Annotated in this window: 17 protein-coding genes; 8 read left to right on the forward strand and 9 right to left on the reverse strand. The window is 68.1% G+C overall.

Translation table 11 applies throughout. The features are described 5' to 3' along the window. The first annotated feature begins 60 nt into the window (after window positions 1-60). The gene (locus tag ACK41U_RS14005) at window positions 61-714 is read left to right on the forward strand and encodes a YggS family pyridoxal phosphate-dependent enzyme (protein WP_409681328.1); all 654 of its coding nucleotides are present in this window, start codon (window positions 61-63) and stop codon (window positions 712-714) included. Here the strand turns inward: ACK41U_RS14005 and ACK41U_RS14010 are convergent. Together ACK41U_RS14010 and ribA are read right to left on the reverse strand one after the other, a co-directional pair. After that, a complete protein-coding gene (locus tag ACK41U_RS14010; RefSeq protein ID WP_409681329.1) occupies window positions 711-1241 on the reverse strand; it encodes a L,D-transpeptidase in 531 nt (176 codons plus the stop codon). The two genes, ACK41U_RS14005 and ACK41U_RS14010, sit on opposite strands and share 4 nt — an antisense overlap. Next, window positions 1238-2296 carry a GTP cyclohydrolase II gene (gene ribA, locus ACK41U_RS14015; protein WP_409681331.1) on the reverse strand — a complete coding sequence of 353 codons (1059 nt, stop codon included), beginning with the start codon at window positions 2294-2296 and terminating at the stop codon, window positions 1238-1240. Before ribA ends, ACK41U_RS14010 begins: the two co-directional genes overlap by 4 nt. Before the next feature lie 131 nt (window positions 2297-2427). On the opposite strand from ribA, the gene ACK41U_RS14020 reads away from it, so the two are divergent. Then, a complete protein-coding gene (locus ACK41U_RS14020; RefSeq protein ID WP_409681333.1) occupies window positions 2428-3114 on the forward strand; it encodes a response regulator transcription factor in 687 nt (228 codons plus the stop codon). Between the two features lie 62 nt (window positions 3115-3176). Beyond that, window positions 3177-3467 (forward strand): hypothetical protein, encoded by a 291-nt coding sequence (locus ACK41U_RS14025; RefSeq protein WP_409681335.1) that lies wholly within the window; start codon window positions 3177-3179, stop codon window positions 3465-3467. A 95-nt stretch (window positions 3468-3562) separates the two neighbouring features. Here ACK41U_RS14025 and ACK41U_RS14030 read toward each other — a convergent pair whose 3' ends face one another. Continuing rightward, entirely contained in the window at window positions 3563-4537 is a 975-nt protein-coding gene (locus ACK41U_RS14030; protein ID WP_409681337.1) for a glutathione S-transferase family protein, read from the reverse strand. A gap of 60 nt (window positions 4538-4597) precedes the next feature. Further along, window positions 4598-5917 (reverse strand): MFS transporter, encoded by a 1320-nt coding sequence (locus ACK41U_RS14035; protein ID WP_409681339.1) that lies wholly within the window; start codon window positions 5915-5917, stop codon window positions 4598-4600. A 140-nt stretch (window positions 5918-6057) separates the two neighbouring features. Here ACK41U_RS14035 and ACK41U_RS14040 point away from each other — a divergent pair, with 140 nt between their 5' ends. The 5 genes from ACK41U_RS14040 (at window position 6058) to ACK41U_RS14060 (ending at window position 9399) form a co-directional block, all read left to right on the forward strand. Then, window positions 6058-6843 (forward strand): exodeoxyribonuclease III, encoded by a 786-nt coding sequence (locus tag ACK41U_RS14040; protein ID WP_409681341.1) that lies wholly within the window; start codon window positions 6058-6060, stop codon window positions 6841-6843. A gap of 95 nt (window positions 6844-6938) precedes the next feature. Continuing rightward, the gene (locus tag ACK41U_RS14045) at window positions 6939-7868 is read left to right on the forward strand and encodes a tetratricopeptide repeat protein (RefSeq protein ID WP_409681360.1); all 930 of its coding nucleotides are present in this window, start codon (window positions 6939-6941) and stop codon (window positions 7866-7868) included. A gap of 4 nt (window positions 7869-7872) precedes the next feature. Further along, complete coding sequence (locus ACK41U_RS14050) at window positions 7873-8499, forward strand: LON peptidase substrate-binding domain-containing protein (RefSeq protein ID WP_409681342.1); 627 nt, start codon at window positions 7873-7875, stop codon at window positions 8497-8499. Then, entirely contained in the window at window positions 8496-8714 is a 219-nt protein-coding gene (locus tag ACK41U_RS14055; RefSeq protein WP_409681344.1) for a Trm112 family protein, read from the forward strand. The genes ACK41U_RS14050 and ACK41U_RS14055 overlap by 4 nt, the downstream gene beginning before the upstream one ends. After that, window positions 8707-9399, forward strand: coding sequence for a rhomboid family intramembrane serine protease (locus ACK41U_RS14060; RefSeq protein ID WP_409681346.1), 693 nt, complete (start codon window positions 8707-8709; stop codon window positions 9397-9399). Before ACK41U_RS14055 ends, ACK41U_RS14060 begins: the two co-directional genes overlap by 8 nt. Before the next feature lie 26 nt (window positions 9400-9425). On the opposite strand, the gene ACK41U_RS14065 is transcribed toward ACK41U_RS14060, so the two are convergent. The 5 genes from ACK41U_RS14065 to ACK41U_RS14085 all read right to left on the reverse strand — a co-directional run bounded on the left by ACK41U_RS14065 (window position 9426) and on the right by ACK41U_RS14085 (window position 15693). Next, entirely contained in the window at window positions 9426-10208 is a 783-nt protein-coding gene (locus ACK41U_RS14065; protein ID WP_409681348.1) for a DUF2268 domain-containing putative Zn-dependent protease, read from the reverse strand. A 40-nt stretch (window positions 10209-10248) separates the two neighbouring features. Then, entirely contained in the window at window positions 10249-12861 is a 2613-nt protein-coding gene (locus ACK41U_RS14070) for a DNA translocase FtsK 4TM domain-containing protein (RefSeq protein WP_409681350.1), read from the reverse strand. Window positions 12862-12865: 4 nt separating this feature from the next. Next, window positions 12866-14062 (reverse strand): aminotransferase class I/II-fold pyridoxal phosphate-dependent enzyme, encoded by a 1197-nt coding sequence (locus ACK41U_RS14075; RefSeq protein ID WP_409681352.1) that lies wholly within the window; start codon window positions 14060-14062, stop codon window positions 12866-12868. Window positions 14063-14157: 95 nt separating this feature from the next. After that, window positions 14158-15492 (reverse strand): amidase, encoded by a 1335-nt coding sequence (locus tag ACK41U_RS14080; RefSeq protein ID WP_409681353.1) that lies wholly within the window; start codon window positions 15490-15492, stop codon window positions 14158-14160. Further along, window positions 15493-15693, reverse strand: a complete 201-nt coding sequence (locus tag ACK41U_RS14085; RefSeq protein WP_409681355.1) for a DUF1674 domain-containing protein — start codon at window positions 15691-15693, stop codon at window positions 15493-15495. Window positions 15694-15800 lie beyond the last annotated feature (107 nt).

Here is a 15800-nt window from a genome sequence, read left to right on the forward strand (position 1 = left end):
CAGCGGTTTTTGGAAAGAGCGGGCCTTGCGCCCGCTCTTTTCTTTTTGTCTTGTGCCGTCATGGGATTGAATGACATCACGCGCCGCATCGCTGCGGCAGAGCAGGCGGCCGGGCGCGAGCCGGGCAGCGTCACGCTGATCGCGGTCAGCAAGGTGCAACCGCCCGGACGCGTCGAGGCCGTGCTGACGGCAGGCCAGCGCGTCTTTGGCGAGAATTACGTGCAGGAGGCGCAGGGGAAATGGCCCGGCTGGCGGGCGCGGTTTCCCGGAACCTCGGTCCATATGATCGGGCCGGTGCAGTCGAACAAAGCCAAGGCTGCAGTCGGGCTGTTCGATGCGATCCATACGCTGGACCGGATGACGCTGGCGCGGCGACTGGCGGCGCAGTTCGACGAACAGGGCCGCCGCCCGCAGCTGTTCGTGCAGGTCAATACCGGCGACGAGCCGCAAAAGGCCGGGATTCTGGTCGATGAGCTGCCGGGATTTCTGCGATCCTGCGCCGAGCTGGGGCTGGCGCCCGAAGGTCTGATGTGCATCCCCCCCGAGGGGCAGGACCCGGTGCCGCATTTCCGCCTGCTGCGGCGGCTGGCGGGCGATCACGGGCTGGCGCTGCTGTCGATGGGGATGAGCGCCGATTTCGAGGCCGCGATTGCCGAAGGGGCAACCCATGTGCGCGTCGGCTCGGCCATATTCGGGGCGCGGGATACCGGCTAGGCCGGGTTTTTTGGATATTTGAGTGAAGAAGAAGCCGGGACGCACAGGGTCGTGCCAGGCCTTGCTTGGCGGGCCAGCCAGATCAGGTGGGGGCGGGCGACGGCGATGCAGCCTTCGGTGCCAAAGCCGGGGCGGCGCCATTGGTGCAGGAAGATGGCCGAGCCTTTGCCGGGGATGGCGCGGGGCCAGTTCCAGTCACTCGTCAGGATCAGATCATAGAGCGGATCGGCGCGGCGCAGGTTTTCGTGGCTGGCCGCCAGCGGTGCGGTCGCGTGCTGGTTATAGGCCGGATGGCCGGGATCGTCGCACCACAGATCGCGCGGGCCGATGGGGCGCGCCCATGGGGCCGGGCGGGGCAGGCGGTCGGGGCGATACCACAGCCCGGTGATGCGGTGGATGCCTGTGGGCGTGGCACCGTCGCCTTCGCGCTTGGTGCGGGTGAGGCCGCCCTTGCCGATGCTGCACGGGATCAGCCGCCCGCGAAAGCGCAGCCCCTGCGGGGTCAGGACCATATCGGCGGGCGTCACAGAAGATGGCCCGATTTCTGTGCCTTGATGTCGAGATAGCCGCTGTTGAAACGATTGCGCGGCACGATCAGCGGCACGCGTTCGGGCACGGCGATGCCCTGACTTTCCATCATCGCCACCTTGCGCGGGTTGTTCGTCATCAGCCGCACCGCGCCAAAGCCCAGCCGCCGCAGCAGGGCGGCACCGATGCGGAAATCACGCTCGTCATCCTCAAAGCCCAGACGGTGGTTGGCCTCGACCGTATCAAAGCCCTGATCCTGCAGCGAATAGGCGCGCATCTTGTTGGCCAGCCCGATGCCCCGCCCCTCCTGATTGAGGTAAAGCAGCACCCCCGCGCCCGCCTGCCCCATCGCGGTCAGCGCCGCCTGAAGCTGGGGGCCGCAGTCGCATTTCAGGCTGCTCAGCACGTCGCCGGTGAAACAGGCCGAATGCAGCCGCGCCAGAACCGGGACGTCGCGGGGCGGATCACCGATCTCGATGGCGTAATGTTCCTCGGCGCCATTGTCGGGGCGGAAGATGTGCAACCGCGAGCGTTCCGCCGACGCCAGCGGCAGGCGCGCGGCGGCCACGGGGGCCAGCGCCGCCTCTTGCGCCAGTTGCGCCAGAGCCGGGCCGGGGGCCAGCCGGGTCAGGTCCGGCGGCGCCGGGGCCGCAACCATCAGCATCGCGGGCAGCAGCTGCGCCGATTTCGCCAGCGCCAGCGCGGCCTTGTGGGCGGTGGTGTCACCCTCGCGCGCGGTGAACAGCGGCCCTTTCATCGGCGTCATCAGATCGCCCGCCGGGTCGGCCAGCGCCCGCAGCCAGCCCAGATCGGCGTCACCGGGCACGATCACGCGGGCCAGCGCACCGTCATAGGCGCGCGCCTTCAGCGTCTCGGCCCGGCGCCCGGTCAGCGCCAGCAGCGGCGCGCCCATCGCGCGCAGATCGGCCAGACGCGCGGGCGACAGCGTCTCGACCGCCGCCGCCAGATGGTCACCGATCGCCACCGGCAGGCCCATGCGCAGGTCGGCGCGGGCGCGGGCGATGGTTTCGGCGAGGGTCGGAACGAGGCTCATGCCCTGTCCTTTTTGAAACAAACTGAAACAAACCGCCCGCCTGCGACAAACCCCTGTGAGAATCGCGACAAGGCGCTGGACGGCGAAGGCTGTCACCCCCTCATGTGCTCTAGCAAGCCAAAGGAGGCAACATGCCCGGACTTAAAAAAATCCTGTTGGTCGATGACGAAGAAGACCTGCGCGAGGCTTTGGCCGAACAGCTGACGGCCACCGACGACTTTGACGTGACCGAAGCCGGCAGCGGCGCCGAGGCGGTCGAGGCCACCAAGGGCGCCCTGTTCGATCTGGTCGTGCTGGATGTCGGCCTGCCCGATACCGACGGCCGCGAGCTGTGCAAGAAGCTGCGCAAGCTGAATGTGAAATGCCCGATCGTGATGCTGACCGGCCATGACACCGATGCCGACACGATCCTGGGTCTGGATGCGGGCGCGAACGACTATGTGACCAAGCCGTTCAAGTTCCCGGTTCTGCTGGCCCGCCTGCGCGCACAGCTGCGCACGCATGAACAGTCCGAGGATGCGATCTTTCAGCTGGGGCCCTATACGTTCAAGCCCTCGATGAAGATGCTGATCGACGTCAAGGACCGCAAGATCCGCCTGACCGAGAAAGAGACGAACATTCTCAAGTTCCTCTATCGTGCGCAGGACGGGGTGGTGGCGCGCGATGTGCTGCTGCACGAGGTCTGGGGATATAATGCGGGTGTAACCACGCATACGCTGGAAACCCATATTTACCGCCTGCGCCAGAAGATCGAGCCCGACCCCTCGAACGCGCGGCTGCTGGTGACGGAATCGGGCGGCTATCGTCTGGTCGCCTGAGACAGATGCAAGGCCCGGAACCGGGCCTTGTCGTCTTTGCGCTGCCGGTGCAGGGTCGCGGGATGAAACGCGCGATGGCATGGGCGATGACGGGGCTTGGCCTGTCGGGGCTGCTGGGGATACCGGCTCTTGTGACCTATGGTCTGGGGCTGGGGTGCGGTTTTGGTGCGGCGGCGGGGTGCAGCACCTCGCTGGGGCGCCTGTGGTGGCGCTTTCTGACCGGGCCGGATGTCGTGCTTTTCCTTGTCCCGATGGCGGCCGCGGCGGTCGCGTTCGGCTTTGGACTGAGGCTGCATCGGCAGGTTTCTGCGCATCGTTTCAGGGCTGGAACCGGCGGGCCACGGCGACGTTGAACACCCGAAGCCCAGTGGTCGGTGGATGCGGCCACACTCCTTCCCTCCCTCTCTGATGCCCCGGCGCGCGCCTCGCGCCGGGGTTCTTTTTTGCCTCACCCGCGCCCGTGCGGCGCCATCCAGTCCGTGTCCGGGCCGATGGGCACGATCCGATGCGGGTTCACCATGTCATGGCTGTAGTAATAATGCCGCGTGATGTGGTCGAAATGCACTGTGTCGGCCACGCCGGGCCATTGATACAGCTCGCGCGCCCAGCCCCACAGGTTCGGGTAGTCCACGATCCGGCGGCGGTTGCATTTGAAATGGGTGTGATAGACCGCATCAAAGCGCAGGACGGTCGTGAACAGGCGCCAGTCGGCCTCGGTGATCCGGTCGCCGGTCAGATAGCGGTGGTCCGCCAGCAGCCCCTCGATCCAGTCGAGGCTGTCGAACAGCGGCACAACCGCCTTGTCATAGGCCGCCTGCGTGGTGGCAAAGCCCGATTTGTAGACGCCGTTGTTCACGCTGTCATAGACGCGGTCGTTCACCTCGTCGATGCGGGGCAGCAGGTCCTCGGGGCAGTAGTCGTCGCTGTTGCCGGTCAGCGCGTCAAAGGCGCTGTTGAACATGCGGATGATGTCGGCGCTTTCGTTAGACACGATCTGGCCGGTCCGCTTGTCCCACAGCACGGGCACTGTGACGCGGCCTGACACATCCGGCACGGCCTTGACGTAAAGCTGGCGCAGATAGTCCAGCCCGAACTGCCGGTCGCCGGTGGCGCCGTCAAAGTCCGTGCGGAACTCCCACCCCTGATCCAGCATGTCGGGATGAACGGCCGAGACGCCGATGTGATCCGCCAGCCCCTTGAGCGCGCGAAAGATCAGCGTGCGATGCGCCCAGGGGCAGGCATGGCTGACATAGAGGTGATAGCGCCCGCTTTCGGCGGCAAACCCGCCCTCGCCCGTGGGACCGGTCGTGCCATCCGCCGTCACCCAGTTGCGGAATTTCGACGTGTCGCGCTTGAACTCGCCGCCGGTGCTGTCGGTGTCATACCAGTCGTCTTTCCAGACGCCTTCGACCAGTTGGCCCATGGCCCTGTCTCCTTTTCATGTCTGCCAGCGCAACGGGGGGGCGCGCTGCTTGTTCCGCGATCAGCCGATGGCGCGGCCTCTTGTCTCGACCCGCACCAGCATCAGCGCAGCGGCGGCCAGCAGCAGCAGCACCGCGAAACTGCCGATCGCCAGACCAAAGCCGCGCGCAAAGACCACCGCCAGCAGGCTGGGCGCCAGAACCCCGCCCAGCCGGGCCATGGCGCTGGCCGTGCCCATGCCGGTGCCGCGCAAATGGGTCGGGTACAGCTCGGGCGTAAAGGCATAGAGCGCGCCCCAGGTGCCCAGCAGCGCGAAACTCATCACGATCAGCGCGCCCGCGACCATCACCGGCCCGGTCGCCACGGCGAACAACCCGCAGCCCGCCGCGCTGAGGATCAGGAACCCGGTCAGGGTCGGACGGCGACCCACCGCCTCGACCCCCCAGGCGGCCAGCGCATATCCGGGCACCTGCGCCAGTGCCAGCACGACCAGAAACCCATAGCCCCGCACAAAGCCAAAGCCTTCGGTCGCCAACTGCCCCGGCACCCAGACGAACACCCCGTAATAGGACAGCGAGACCAGAAACCAGACCGCCAGCACGCCCCAGGTCGCGCGCCGCAGCGGCCCCGACCAGATCGACCGCGCCGCGCCCTCGGGCACCGGGGCGGGCACCAGATGCGTCTCGGGCGGCAAGGGCGTGGCGCGGTTCACGGCCAGCACCCGGTCGATGACCAGACGGGCCTCGGCCTGGCGGCCCGCGCGCACCAGATACATGGGGCTTTCGGGGATCCAGAACCGCAGAAAGAACCCGATCAGCGCGGGGGCTGCGGCGACAAAGAAGATCCACCGCCACGGCGCCTCGGCACCAAAGCTGGCGGCAGCCCATGCGGTCAGCGCGATGATGATGGTGCCCACGGCCCAGAACCCCTCCAGCCAGACCAGCCAGCGGCCGCGGTTCTTTGGCGGCAAAAATTCGGCCATCATGGCGTAGTCGACGGGCAGCGTGCCGCCCACGGCCACGCCGGTCAGAAAGCGCAGCACCAGCAGGACGGTGAAATCCCCCGCCCAGACCGAGGCCAGACCAAAGACCGCATCCATCGCCACGGTGCCGACCAGCACCCATTTGCGCCCGATCCGGTCGGCCAGCCGCCCGAACAGGAATGCGCCCGCGAACATACCCAGAAAGAACACAGTGCCGATCTGCAGCGCCGTCACCCGCTCGACGCCGAAGCTGACCGCGACCGAGGGCGCGGCAAAGCCCACCGCGATCACCTGCATCGCATCCGCCGCCCAGACCATCCCGAAGATGCCCAGCAGCCGCCACTGGAACCGGCCCGTGCCGCCCTGCGCCAATGCCTCGTCGATGGTCATGCGCCGCATGGCTGGCCCTTTCGCTTTTCCCCTGCATACCGCAGCAGCGCCATATCGCAAGCCCGCGCACCAACAGCCCATCCCCCGACAGCCCATCCCTCGACAGCCCGGCCCCCCGCCGCTAGGGTCCGCCCGCAAAGGAGAGCCTCATGTTCACCATCGCCACCTGGAACATCAACTCGATCCGCCTGCGCGAGAGCCTTGTGGCCCGCTTTCTGGCCGAGGAAAGCCCCGACATCCTGTGCCTGCAGGAATGCAAGTCGCCGGTCGACAAGATCCCGCTGACCCGCTTTGCCGAGCTGGGCTATTCCCATATCGTGGCGCGCGGGCAAAAGGGCTATAACGGCGTCGCCATCCTGTCGCGCCTGCCGATCTCGGACGCGGGCGACCGCGATTATGCGCGGTTGGGCCATGCCCGCCATGTCGCCGCGCGGCTGGAGAACGGCGTCGTGATCCACAACATGTATGTCCCCGCAGGCGGCGACATCCCCGACCGCGAGGTGAACGAGAAATTCGGCCAGAAGCTGGATTTCATCTCTGAGATGCGCGACGTGTTCCATGCCGACCGCCCGCAAAAGTCGATCCTTGTCGGCGATCTGAACATCGCCCCGCGCGAGGATGACGTCTGGTCGCACAAGCAATTGCTGAAGATCGTCAGCCACACCCCCATCGAGGTCGAACACCTTCTGGCCGCGCAGGATGCCGGGGCTTGGGTCGATGTCACCCGGCAGGACATCCCCCAAGGGCTGCTCTATAGCTGGTGGAGCTATCGCGCCAAGGATTGGGATGCCGCCGACAAGGGCCGCCGTCTGGACCATATCTGGGCCAGCCCCGACATCTCGAACGCGGCGCATGGCAGCCGCATCCTGCGCCCGGTCCGGGGCTGGGAAGGCCCCAGTGACCATGTGCCGGTGCTGGCCAGCTTCGATCTGTGACCCGCCTGTGACCTCATGGGGCCTTCCGCTGGCGCGGCCAAGGCCCCATATTGCCGCAAACACCACTGACCCCAACGCCCGGTGACCACATGACCATGCTTTTCGACGGCGCACAGGCGCCCAAGACCGACGAATTCATCAAGGACGTGACCGAGGCCGACTTTATGGCCGAGGTGGTCGAGGCCTCGATGCAGGTGCCGGTGATCGTCGATTTCTGGGCGCCGTGGTGCGGCCCCTGCAAGACGCTCGGCCCGGCACTGGAGGCCGAGGTGGCCCGCCACAAGGGCCGCGTGCGCATGGCCAAGGTCGATGTCGACCAGAACCCCGGCCTGATCATGCAGCTGCAGCAGATGCTGGGCGGTCAGGTCAGCCTGCGGTCGATCCCCACCGTGCTGGCCTTCTTTCAGGGCCGGCCCATTGACGCCTTTCAGGGCGCGATCCCGGCCAGCCAGATCAAGCAATTCGTCGAGAAGCTGACCGCCCTGGGCGGCGATGACGGCGGCCTGGCCGAGGCCATCGCCGCCGCCGACCAGATGATCGAGGACGGCGAGACCGCCGACGCGATCGAGACCTTCACCGCCATCATCGGCGAATTGCCCGACAGCCCCGAGGCGTGGGGCGGCCTGATCCGCGCCCATCTGGCCGCAGGCGACGCGGCGGCGGCCTCGGCCACGCTGTCGCAGGTGCCCGCCCCCCTCGCCGGTCTGGCCCCGGTCGAGGCCGCGCGCGCCCAACTGGAACTGGCCCGTCAGGCCGAAAACGCAGGCCCGCTGACCGACCTTCAGGCCCGTGTCGAGGCCGATCCCGCCGACCAGCAGGCGCGGCTGGACTATGCCACCGCATTGCATGCGGCGGGCCGGATCGAAGACGCGGTCGAGGTGCTTCTGGACAGCTTCCGCCGCGACCGCGACTGGAACGAGGGCGCGGCCAAGGCCCAGCTTCTGACCATATTCGACAGCCTCAAGCCCGGCGATCCCATCGGGCAAAAAGGCCGCCGCCGCCTGTCCTCGCTGATCTTTGCCTGAGCCGATGCCCGCACGTTTCGACCTGCCCGACCGCATCCCGATCTTCCCCCTGCCGGGGGCGGTGCTGATGCCACGCGCGCGCCTGCCGCTGCATATCTTCGAGCCGCGCTATCTGCAGATGCTGGAAGACGCGCTGAAAACGAACCACCGCATGATCGGTATGATCCAGCCCGAGGGCGACGGTCTGGCCGCCATCGGCTGCGCGGGACGCGTGGTCGCCTTCTCGGAAACCGATGACGGGCGGATGATGATCTCGCTCGGGGCGGTGTCGCGCTTCCGGCTGCTGGATGTGCAGGACGGCTTTGCCCCCTATCTTCAGGCGCAGGTGGACTGGTCCTCCTTTGACCGCGACCGCGGCGCGCCGGAACATGACGCGGCGCTGGACCGCCAGCCGCTGTTCACGCTGCTGGCCCGCTATATGGAGGCGCAGGGCCTGTCCACCGACTGGGAGGCCGCCACCCAGGCCGAGGACGAGATGCTCATCAACTCGCTGTCGATGATGCTGCCCCTGTCAGCGGGCGACAAACAGGCGCTGCTGGAATCGCCCACCCTGACGGACCGGCGCGAGCTGCTGATGGGGCTGATCGAATTCGCGCTGCATGGCGGCGAAAACGAGGAACGCTTGCAATGACCGACACGCCACCTCTCTCTGGTGCCCCCTCTGGCCCGGGCTTCGACCGCCACATGTTCGAGGCGCTGGTCTGCCCGGTCACCCACGGCGTGCTCAGCTATGACGCGGCGCGGCAGGAACTGGTCTCGCGCGCGGCGGGACTGGCCTTCCCGATCCGCGAGGGCATCCCGATCATGCTGATCGACGAGGCCCGCCAGATCAAGGCAGATGACTGACCGCCGCGATCCGTGGCCTGACCCGCCCTCCGATCCGCGCCCGGCCCCGGTCCCGCATGTCTCGGCGCGCAGGCTTGGCCCGACCTCGCTGCCGCTCTGGCTGCGCGCGCTGATCGCGCTGTGCTGCCTGGCCGAGGCCGCGCTGTGGCTGGCTGGTTTTCTGGGCTACCCGATCGCCCGCAACGCCGCGCTGATGCTGGGCGGCTTCTGGTCGCCGGTGCTGTGGCAGGGCGGCGGCCTCTATCCCGGCCAGCAGGTCACCATGTTTCTCAGCTACGGGCTGTTGCATGCGGGCCTGCTGCATCTTGCGATGAACATGATCGCGCTGGCGGCCCTCGGACGAGAGCTGAACCGCATGACCGGCCCCGCCCGCATGGCGCTGATCTATGTCACCAGCCAGATCGCGGGGGCTGCGCTGTTCGCCGTGATGCAGCCTGCGGCCGGCCCGATGATCGGCGCATCCGGAGCGGTCTTCGGCATCGCGGGCGCGCTGGTGGTGCAGACGGCCCTGACCCTGCGCCGCCGGGGCCGCCCCACGACACCGCTGATCCGCACGGCCGGGCTGCTTCTGGCCCTCAATATCGCGCTGCCCCTGCTGATCCCCTCCATCGCATGGGAGGCGCATCTGGGCGGCGGACTCGCAGGCGCAGCCCTTGGCGCAGCCTTCGCCCGGCCCCGCACCTAGCGCGCCAACCACCCCTTTGCCTTGGCTCAAATATCCCGGGGGGCGCGGGGGGCTGGCCCCCCGCCATCGCGGGACGCAACCGGCGCGGCGCCCTCGTCCTGCAGATCCGCCGCAACCTCGGGCAACGCCTCCGCGACAGATACGTCGCCCTCCGCGTCCTCCGGCGCCTCGACCCCTTCAACCGCCATCAGTCGCCGCAGCGCCGCGCGAAAACTGTCCGCCGGAGCATGGACCAGCGTGGCGGCATCCTGCCCCCCGGCCTCGGCCAGATGCAGGGCGATCAGCCGGTGGCCCAGACCGTAACCGGTCCATTTGCGCATCTTCCCCCGGCCCATGAACCATTCGCCGTGGTCGTAATCGCGCCGGGCCCACAGCGTCATCGCCTGTTTCAGCGACCCCGCGCCGGGCCGGGTCGCGTCCCAGGGATCAGGCGGGCCGCCCAGAACCTGCTGCACGAAATGCCCGGCCAGCCCCTCGCTGACCAGCCCCTCGCCAAGCGAACGGCCATAGCCCGGCCCGTCCCAGCGCGCCAGATGGTGCATCTCGTGAACCAGCACGCGGCGGAAATGCTCGGGCGCTGCGCGGGCGGGGTCCAGTGTCAGCTCGATCACGCCCGGCGTCGGGGCAAAGCCACTGATGCCCCATTCGGGAATGACCTGATCGCCCGCCCGCACCACCAGATCAAAGCGCGGCAAGTCCAGATGCGCCTCGACCAGCGCCACCATCTCGCGCGCATGGGCGCGGATCTCGGCCATGACCGGGGTCAGCGCGCTGCGCGCGTTCAGCATATGCAGTTGCCAGATGGTCATGGCCCGATCCTAACCCCGCCGCCCGTCCGCCGCCAGAGGCTCAGACCTCGGGCACCAGAACCTCGCGCTTGCCGACATGGTTGGCCGCGCTGACCACGCCCTGATCCTCCATCTGCTCGACCAGTCGCGCGGCCTTGTTATAGCCGATCGCCAGCTTGCGCTGAATATAGCTGGTGGAACATTTGCGGTCGCGCGCCACGATCATCACTGCCTGATCATACAGCGCCTCGTCGCCGCCATCGCCGCCGCCAAGGCCCAGAACCGCGTCGATGTCGTCGGCCTGCCCGTCCTCGACCCCCTCGACCACGCCCGATTTGTAGCTGGGCGGACCAAAGGATTTCAGGTGGGTCACGACCTCTTCGACCTCTTCATCGCTGACAAAGGGCCCGTGGATGCGGGCGATGCGGGCGCCATTGCCCATATACAGCATGTCGCCCTGACCCAGCAGCTGCTCGGCACCCTGCTCGCCCAGAATGGTGCGGCTGTCGATCTTCGAGGTGACCTGAAAGCTGATCCGGGTCGGGAAGTTCGCCTTGATCGTGCCTGTGATCACATCGACCGAAGGCCGCTGCGTTGCCATGATCAGATGGATGCCGCTGGCCCGCGCCATCTGCGCCAGCCGCTGGATGCAGGCCTCGATCTCCTTGCCCGCGACCATCATCAGATCGGCCATCTCGTCGACGATCACGACGATATAGGGGAAGGTCTCGGGCTGGAATTCTTCCGTTTCAAAGATCGGCTCGCCGGTATCCTCGTCAAAGCCGGTCTGGACGGTGCGCTTGAACATCTCGCCCTTGCGCAGGGCCTCGGTGACGCGGCCGTTATAGCCCTCGATATTGCGCACGCCCATCTTGGACATCTTGCGATAGCGGTCCTCCATCTCGCCCACGACCCATTTCAGCGCCACGACGGCCTTCTTGGGGTCAGTGACGACCGGCGACAGCAGATGCGGGATGCCGTCATAGACCGACAGTTCCAGCATCTTGGGGTCGATCATGATCAGACGGCATTCCTCGGGCGTCAGCTTGTACAGCAGCGACAGGATCATCGTGTTGATCGCGACCGACTTGCCCGACCCGGTGGTGCCCGCGATCAGCAGATGCGGCATCTTGGCCAGATTGGCCACGACCGGATCGCCGCCGATATCCTTGCCAAGCGCCAGCGGCAGCGGCTGGGTGCCATCGCCAAAGGCGCGGCTGGCCAGGATCTCGCGCAGCAGCACCTTTTCGCGCCGCGCATTGGGCAGCTCGATCCCGATCACGGTGCGGCCCGGCACCGTGCTGACACGCGCCGACAAAGCCGACATGGACCGCGCGATGTCATCGGCCAGACCGATCACCCGGCTGGCCTTCAGCCCCGGCGCGGGTTCCAGCTCGTACAGCGTCACGACCGGGCCGGGACGAACCTCGGTGATCTGGCCCTTGACGCCGTAATCGTCCAGCACCGCCTCCAGCATGCGGGCATTCTCCATCAGCGATTCCTGCGAGATCTGCGGATGATCGCTGGTCGAGGGCGCCGTCAGCAGCGCCAGAGGCGGGCGTTCGTAATCGGACGCGCTGTCATCAAAGCGCAACGCGGGCTCGGCCTCGGCCAGCGCACTGCGCGAGGGCTCGGGTTTGCGCGTGGGCGTGACGATCTGGCGCGGCGTCTCGGCGCCAAAGGGGCGGACCTCGGGTGCGTCCCCGGCGGGGGCAGTCTCAGGGGCGCGCGGGGCTGATCCGTCGCGGGCCAGCCGTGCGGCGACGGCCGCCAGAACCGAGGGCTTGCCCGACCGCTTGCTGATCGCATCGCTGATCCGGCCACGCAGCTCAGCCTCGGTCGGGGCATCGCCGTCGTAATCCGAGTCGCGCTCGATCAGCTCGGGCTCGGGCATCTCGGATTCCAGTTCCAGATAGTCGGGCGCCGCCGCAGACCGGCGGGTGCTGCGCGCGACCGAGGGTTCGGTGCGCAAGGGGGCCGCGTCATCCGCTGGCCGCGCACCTGCGCGCGCGCCGGAGACCAGCCCCCGCACGGCGTCAAAGCCCGCGCGCGCGACATGCAGCGCCAGCCACAGGCCCGACAGGAACCGCCGCCACAGGGCGCGCAGCTCGACGCGGTCAAAGCCCAGCACAAAGGCCAGGATCGCCACGATGCCCGCCGCCACCACCAGCGCCGCCACGCGGATGCCGGTCTGCGGCGCCATCGGCAGCAGGTTCAGCAGCGCGCCCATGACCATATCGCCGAAATGCCCGCCCAGCCCATAGGTCTGCTGCCAGACCGGCCCCGGCAGCAGCGTGCTGCAATAGACCGAGACCAGCGCCACCGCGATCGGCGTGAAGATGCCGCGCATCAGCCGCCCCTCACCCCGGTGCAGCATCAGCCGCAGCCCCCAGACCAGCCCGGCCAGCACCAGCATCCACGACCCGTAACCCGCGATCATCATCAGTGGCGAGGCGATATAGGCGCCAAGGCTGCCCAGCAGGTTCTGCGCCGGTTCATCCGTCGCCGACAGAAAGCTGGGATCGTCCGCGGACCAGCTGCCCAGTATCATCGCCACCAGCACCGCCAGCAGGATCAGCCCGGCGCCCAGCAACTCTTTTCCGCGCCGCTCCAGCGCGGTCCGGGTGGTCTGGTCGAACAGCGGGTCGCGGTGTTTCGCCTGCCAGCTTGCCATGCACTCAGCCCCTTTCGTCGTAGAGCACCGCGACCAGACGGCGCAATGCCGCCTCGGTCTGGGCCGCATCTGCCACCAGAGCCACGCGGACAAAGCCGTGCCCCGGATTGGCGCCATTCACATCACGCGACAGATAGGCGCCCGGCAGCACCTGAATGCCCGCCTCTGCCCACAGCCTGCGCGCCGCCGCCTCGCCATCCTCGACGGGCAGCCACAGAAAGAACCCGCCCTCGGGTGCGCTGTAGCCCGGCACATTGCCCAGCACCCGGTCGGCGATCGCGTATTTCTGCTGATAGAGCGCAAGGCTGTCCTGCACATGCGCCTCGTCGGCCCATGCAGCGGCGCTGACCGCCTGCACCGGCAGCGGCAGGGGCGCGCCCGCATAGCTGCGCAGGCGGCGCATCTCGCGGATCTGCGCCACGCCGCCCGCCGCGAACCCCGACCGCAGCCCCGGCAGGTTGGACCTTTTGGACAGCGAGTTGAACATCACCACCCGGTCGGGCAGACCCATCGCCGTGGCCACCTGCAAGGCGCCGGGCGGGGGCGCATCGCGCCAGATCTCGGAATAGCATTCATCGGCAAAGATCAGGAAATCATGCCGCTCGGCCAGCGCGATCAGCGTTTCCAGATACGCGCGAGAGGCCACCGCCCCCTGCGGATTGGCGGGCGAGCACAGATAGGCGATTGCCACCCGGTCCAGAACCGCAGGGTCCAGCCCCGCGTAATCGGGCAGGTTGCCGGTGTCAGGCGTGGCCGCCACAAAGACCGGATCGGCCTGCACGGCGGCGGCAGCGACGGCATAGACCTGATAAAACGGGTTGGGCACCAGAATGGCCGGGCGCTGGCCGTTCTTTTCCTCGGGGCACAGGGCAAGCGCGGCGTTGAACAGCCCTTCGCGCGTGCCGTTCAGCACCATCAGCCGGTCGGGCGCGACCTCCAGATCGTATCGCCGCCCCAGCCAGCCGCTGATCGCGCCCAGCAATCCGGGTGTGCCCTCATTGGTCGGATATTTCGCCAGACTGCCCAGGTTGTCGGCCATCACCTGTGCCACAAAACCGGGCATCGGGTGGCGCGGCTCGCCGATGGTCAGAATCACAGGCGCCTCGCCCGGCGCGAGGCCCGGCGTCAGGTCGGCCAACAGCGCCCGCAGACGCGGGAATGCGTAGTCCGGCAGGTTCGAGAACCGCTCGGGGAATGCCATCTCTGCCTCGCTTTCGGGGTCTGCGCCCCGTTTCTTGGCCCAAACATTAGCGTGATCCGGGCCTTGCGTCCAGCAAAGACACGCGTGGCGGGCGGTCAGCCGACCGCCAGCGCCGCCTCGGCCCCCGCCGCCACCCGCAGCAGATGCCGGTCGCGCCCCGCATGACCCATCAGCGAGATGCCGCAGGCCGGGTGGCCGGTGGGCAGGGTGATCGCGGGCAGGCCCAGCAGATTGCCGATCCGGGTGTTGCGCAGGGTCAGCAGGTTCGCGCGCGAGAATTCGTCGGCGTCCTCCATCAGCCGGTCCACGGCGGGGGGCAGGATCGGCACCGTCGGCAGCAGCACCGCATCATGGCCACCCGCGATTTCCTTGACCCATTTGCGGCGGATGCGGGCCAGGCTTTCCCAGCCGGCGACGTAATCCGCGGCGCCGACCCCGGCCCCGCCCCGGAAGCGTTCAAGGATCGGCGGCCACATCAGTTCGGGCGCATCCTCGATCTGGGCGCGCCAGATGCCATAGGCTTCGGGCGCGAACAGCTGCGGCGACAGGGCCATAGCGCGGTCGACCCAGTCGGTCGTGACATGGGCGATCTGCGCGCCTGCGCGGGCCAGCCGGTCCACCGCATCCTCGAAGGCCGCGACCGGCCCGGCCTCGGCGCCGTCAAAGGGCACGCCGTCCAGCACCAGAAACCGCCGCCCCTCGACCGAGGCATCGGCCAGATCCGGCGCGCGCTGGTCGGCCATCAGCGCGAACAGCTCGGCGCAATCCTCGACCGTGCGCGCCAGCGGCCCGGCCACATCAAAGCGGCGGCACAGCGGCACCACGCCTTTTTCGGGCACCGCGCCAAAGGTCGGCTTGAACCCCACCAGCCCGTTCCACGCCGCAGGCACCCGGACCGAGCCGCCGGTGTCCGAGCCGATCGCCGCCGCCGCCAGCCCCAGCGCCACCGACACCGCCGCCCCGGAAGACGACCCCCCCGGCGCCAGCGTCGGGTCCAGCGCATTGGGCGGGGTCGCGGTCACCGGGTTCAGACCCAGCCCGGAAAAGGCCAGTTCGGTCAGATGCGTCTTGCCCAGACAGACCATCCCGCGCCGCGCCAGCCGCGCCGTCACGATGGCATCCTTGCGCGGCACGCGCCCCTCCAGCAGCTTTGATCCGGCCTCGGTCACCGTGCCCGCGCTGTCGATATTGTCCTTCCAGCTGATCGCCACCCCGTCCAGCAGGCTGTGACGGCGCTCCTGCTTGGCGCGGTCATGGGCGGCCACAGCCTCGGACCGGGCGCGGGCGGGGGTCAGGCGCGCATAGATGCGGGCGCTGTCGGGGTGGTCCTTCGCGGCGGCCAGATAGGCCTCGGTCTGGTCGATCGGGTCCAGCAGACCCGCCATGATCGCACGCCCCTGCTGGGTGGCCGATGCCTTCAGCCAATCCATTCAGAAATCCACCGCGATGCCGTTCTTTTCATAATCGCCAAAGCGCGCGGGTTCCGGGCCGTCGCGCCCGCCATATTCCCTGGGCAGCACGGCGGCGGCGGCGGCCTTGCGGCGGGCCTCTGCCTCGGCCAGGGCGCGCTGTGCGGCGGGCGGCAGATCAGGGCGCACATCGGCGCGCGGATCGGTGGTGTCATCACTCATGGAAACATCTCCCGAATGGGGGTATGGGCAGCGGTCACTCTTGAACAACATCTAGGCGAAGGAAAGCGTTTTGGCAAAGCCGGGCGGCGATATGGCGCGAAAGGGCG

Origin of the sequence: Paracoccus sp. (in: a-proteobacteria) (assembly GCF_046289755.1) — a bacterium.
Classification (GTDB): Bacteria; Pseudomonadota; Alphaproteobacteria; order Rhodobacterales; family Rhodobacteraceae; genus Paracoccus.

Bases quoted from the DNA above. Each gene is read 5' to 3' on its own strand.
- ACK41U_RS14005 (WP_409681328.1), top strand. From the start codon at position 61: ATGGGATTGAATGACATCACGCGCCGCATCGCTGCGGCAGAGCAGGCG.
- ribA (WP_409681331.1), bottom strand. From the start codon at position 2,296: ATGAGCCTCGTTCCGACCCTCGCCGAAACCATCGCCCGCGCCCGCGCC.
- ACK41U_RS14020 (WP_409681333.1), top strand. From the start codon at position 2,428: ATGCCCGGACTTAAAAAAATCCTGTTGGTCGATGACGAAGAAGACCTG.
- ACK41U_RS14025 (WP_409681335.1), top strand. From the start codon at position 3,177: ATGAAACGCGCGATGGCATGGGCGATGACGGGGCTTGGCCTGTCGGGG.
- ACK41U_RS14030 (WP_409681337.1), bottom strand. From the start codon at position 4,537: ATGGGCCAACTGGTCGAAGGCGTCTGGAAAGACGACTGGTATGACACC.
- ACK41U_RS14035 (WP_409681339.1), bottom strand. From the start codon at position 5,917: ATGCGGCGCATGACCATCGACGAGGCATTGGCGCAGGGCGGCACGGGC.
- ACK41U_RS14040 (WP_409681341.1), top strand. From the start codon at position 6,058: ATGTTCACCATCGCCACCTGGAACATCAACTCGATCCGCCTGCGCGAG.
- ACK41U_RS14045 (WP_409681360.1), top strand. From the start codon at position 6,939: ATGCTTTTCGACGGCGCACAGGCGCCCAAGACCGACGAATTCATCAAG.
- ACK41U_RS14050 (WP_409681342.1), top strand. From the start codon at position 7,873: ATGCCCGCACGTTTCGACCTGCCCGACCGCATCCCGATCTTCCCCCTG.
- ACK41U_RS14055 (WP_409681344.1), top strand. From the start codon at position 8,496: ATGACCGACACGCCACCTCTCTCTGGTGCCCCCTCTGGCCCGGGCTTC.
- ACK41U_RS14060 (WP_409681346.1), top strand. From the start codon at position 8,707: ATGACTGACCGCCGCGATCCGTGGCCTGACCCGCCCTCCGATCCGCGC.
- ACK41U_RS14065 (WP_409681348.1), bottom strand. From the start codon at position 10,208: ATGACCATCTGGCAACTGCATATGCTGAACGCGCGCAGCGCGCTGACC.
- ACK41U_RS14070 (WP_409681350.1), bottom strand. From the start codon at position 12,861: ATGGCAAGCTGGCAGGCGAAACACCGCGACCCGCTGTTCGACCAGACC.
- ACK41U_RS14075 (WP_409681352.1), bottom strand. From the start codon at position 14,062: ATGGCATTCCCCGAGCGGTTCTCGAACCTGCCGGACTACGCATTCCCG.
- ACK41U_RS14080 (WP_409681353.1), bottom strand. From the start codon at position 15,492: ATGGATTGGCTGAAGGCATCGGCCACCCAGCAGGGGCGTGCGATCATG.
- ACK41U_RS14085 (WP_409681355.1), bottom strand. From the start codon at position 15,693: ATGAGTGATGACACCACCGATCCGCGCGCCGATGTGCGCCCTGATCTG.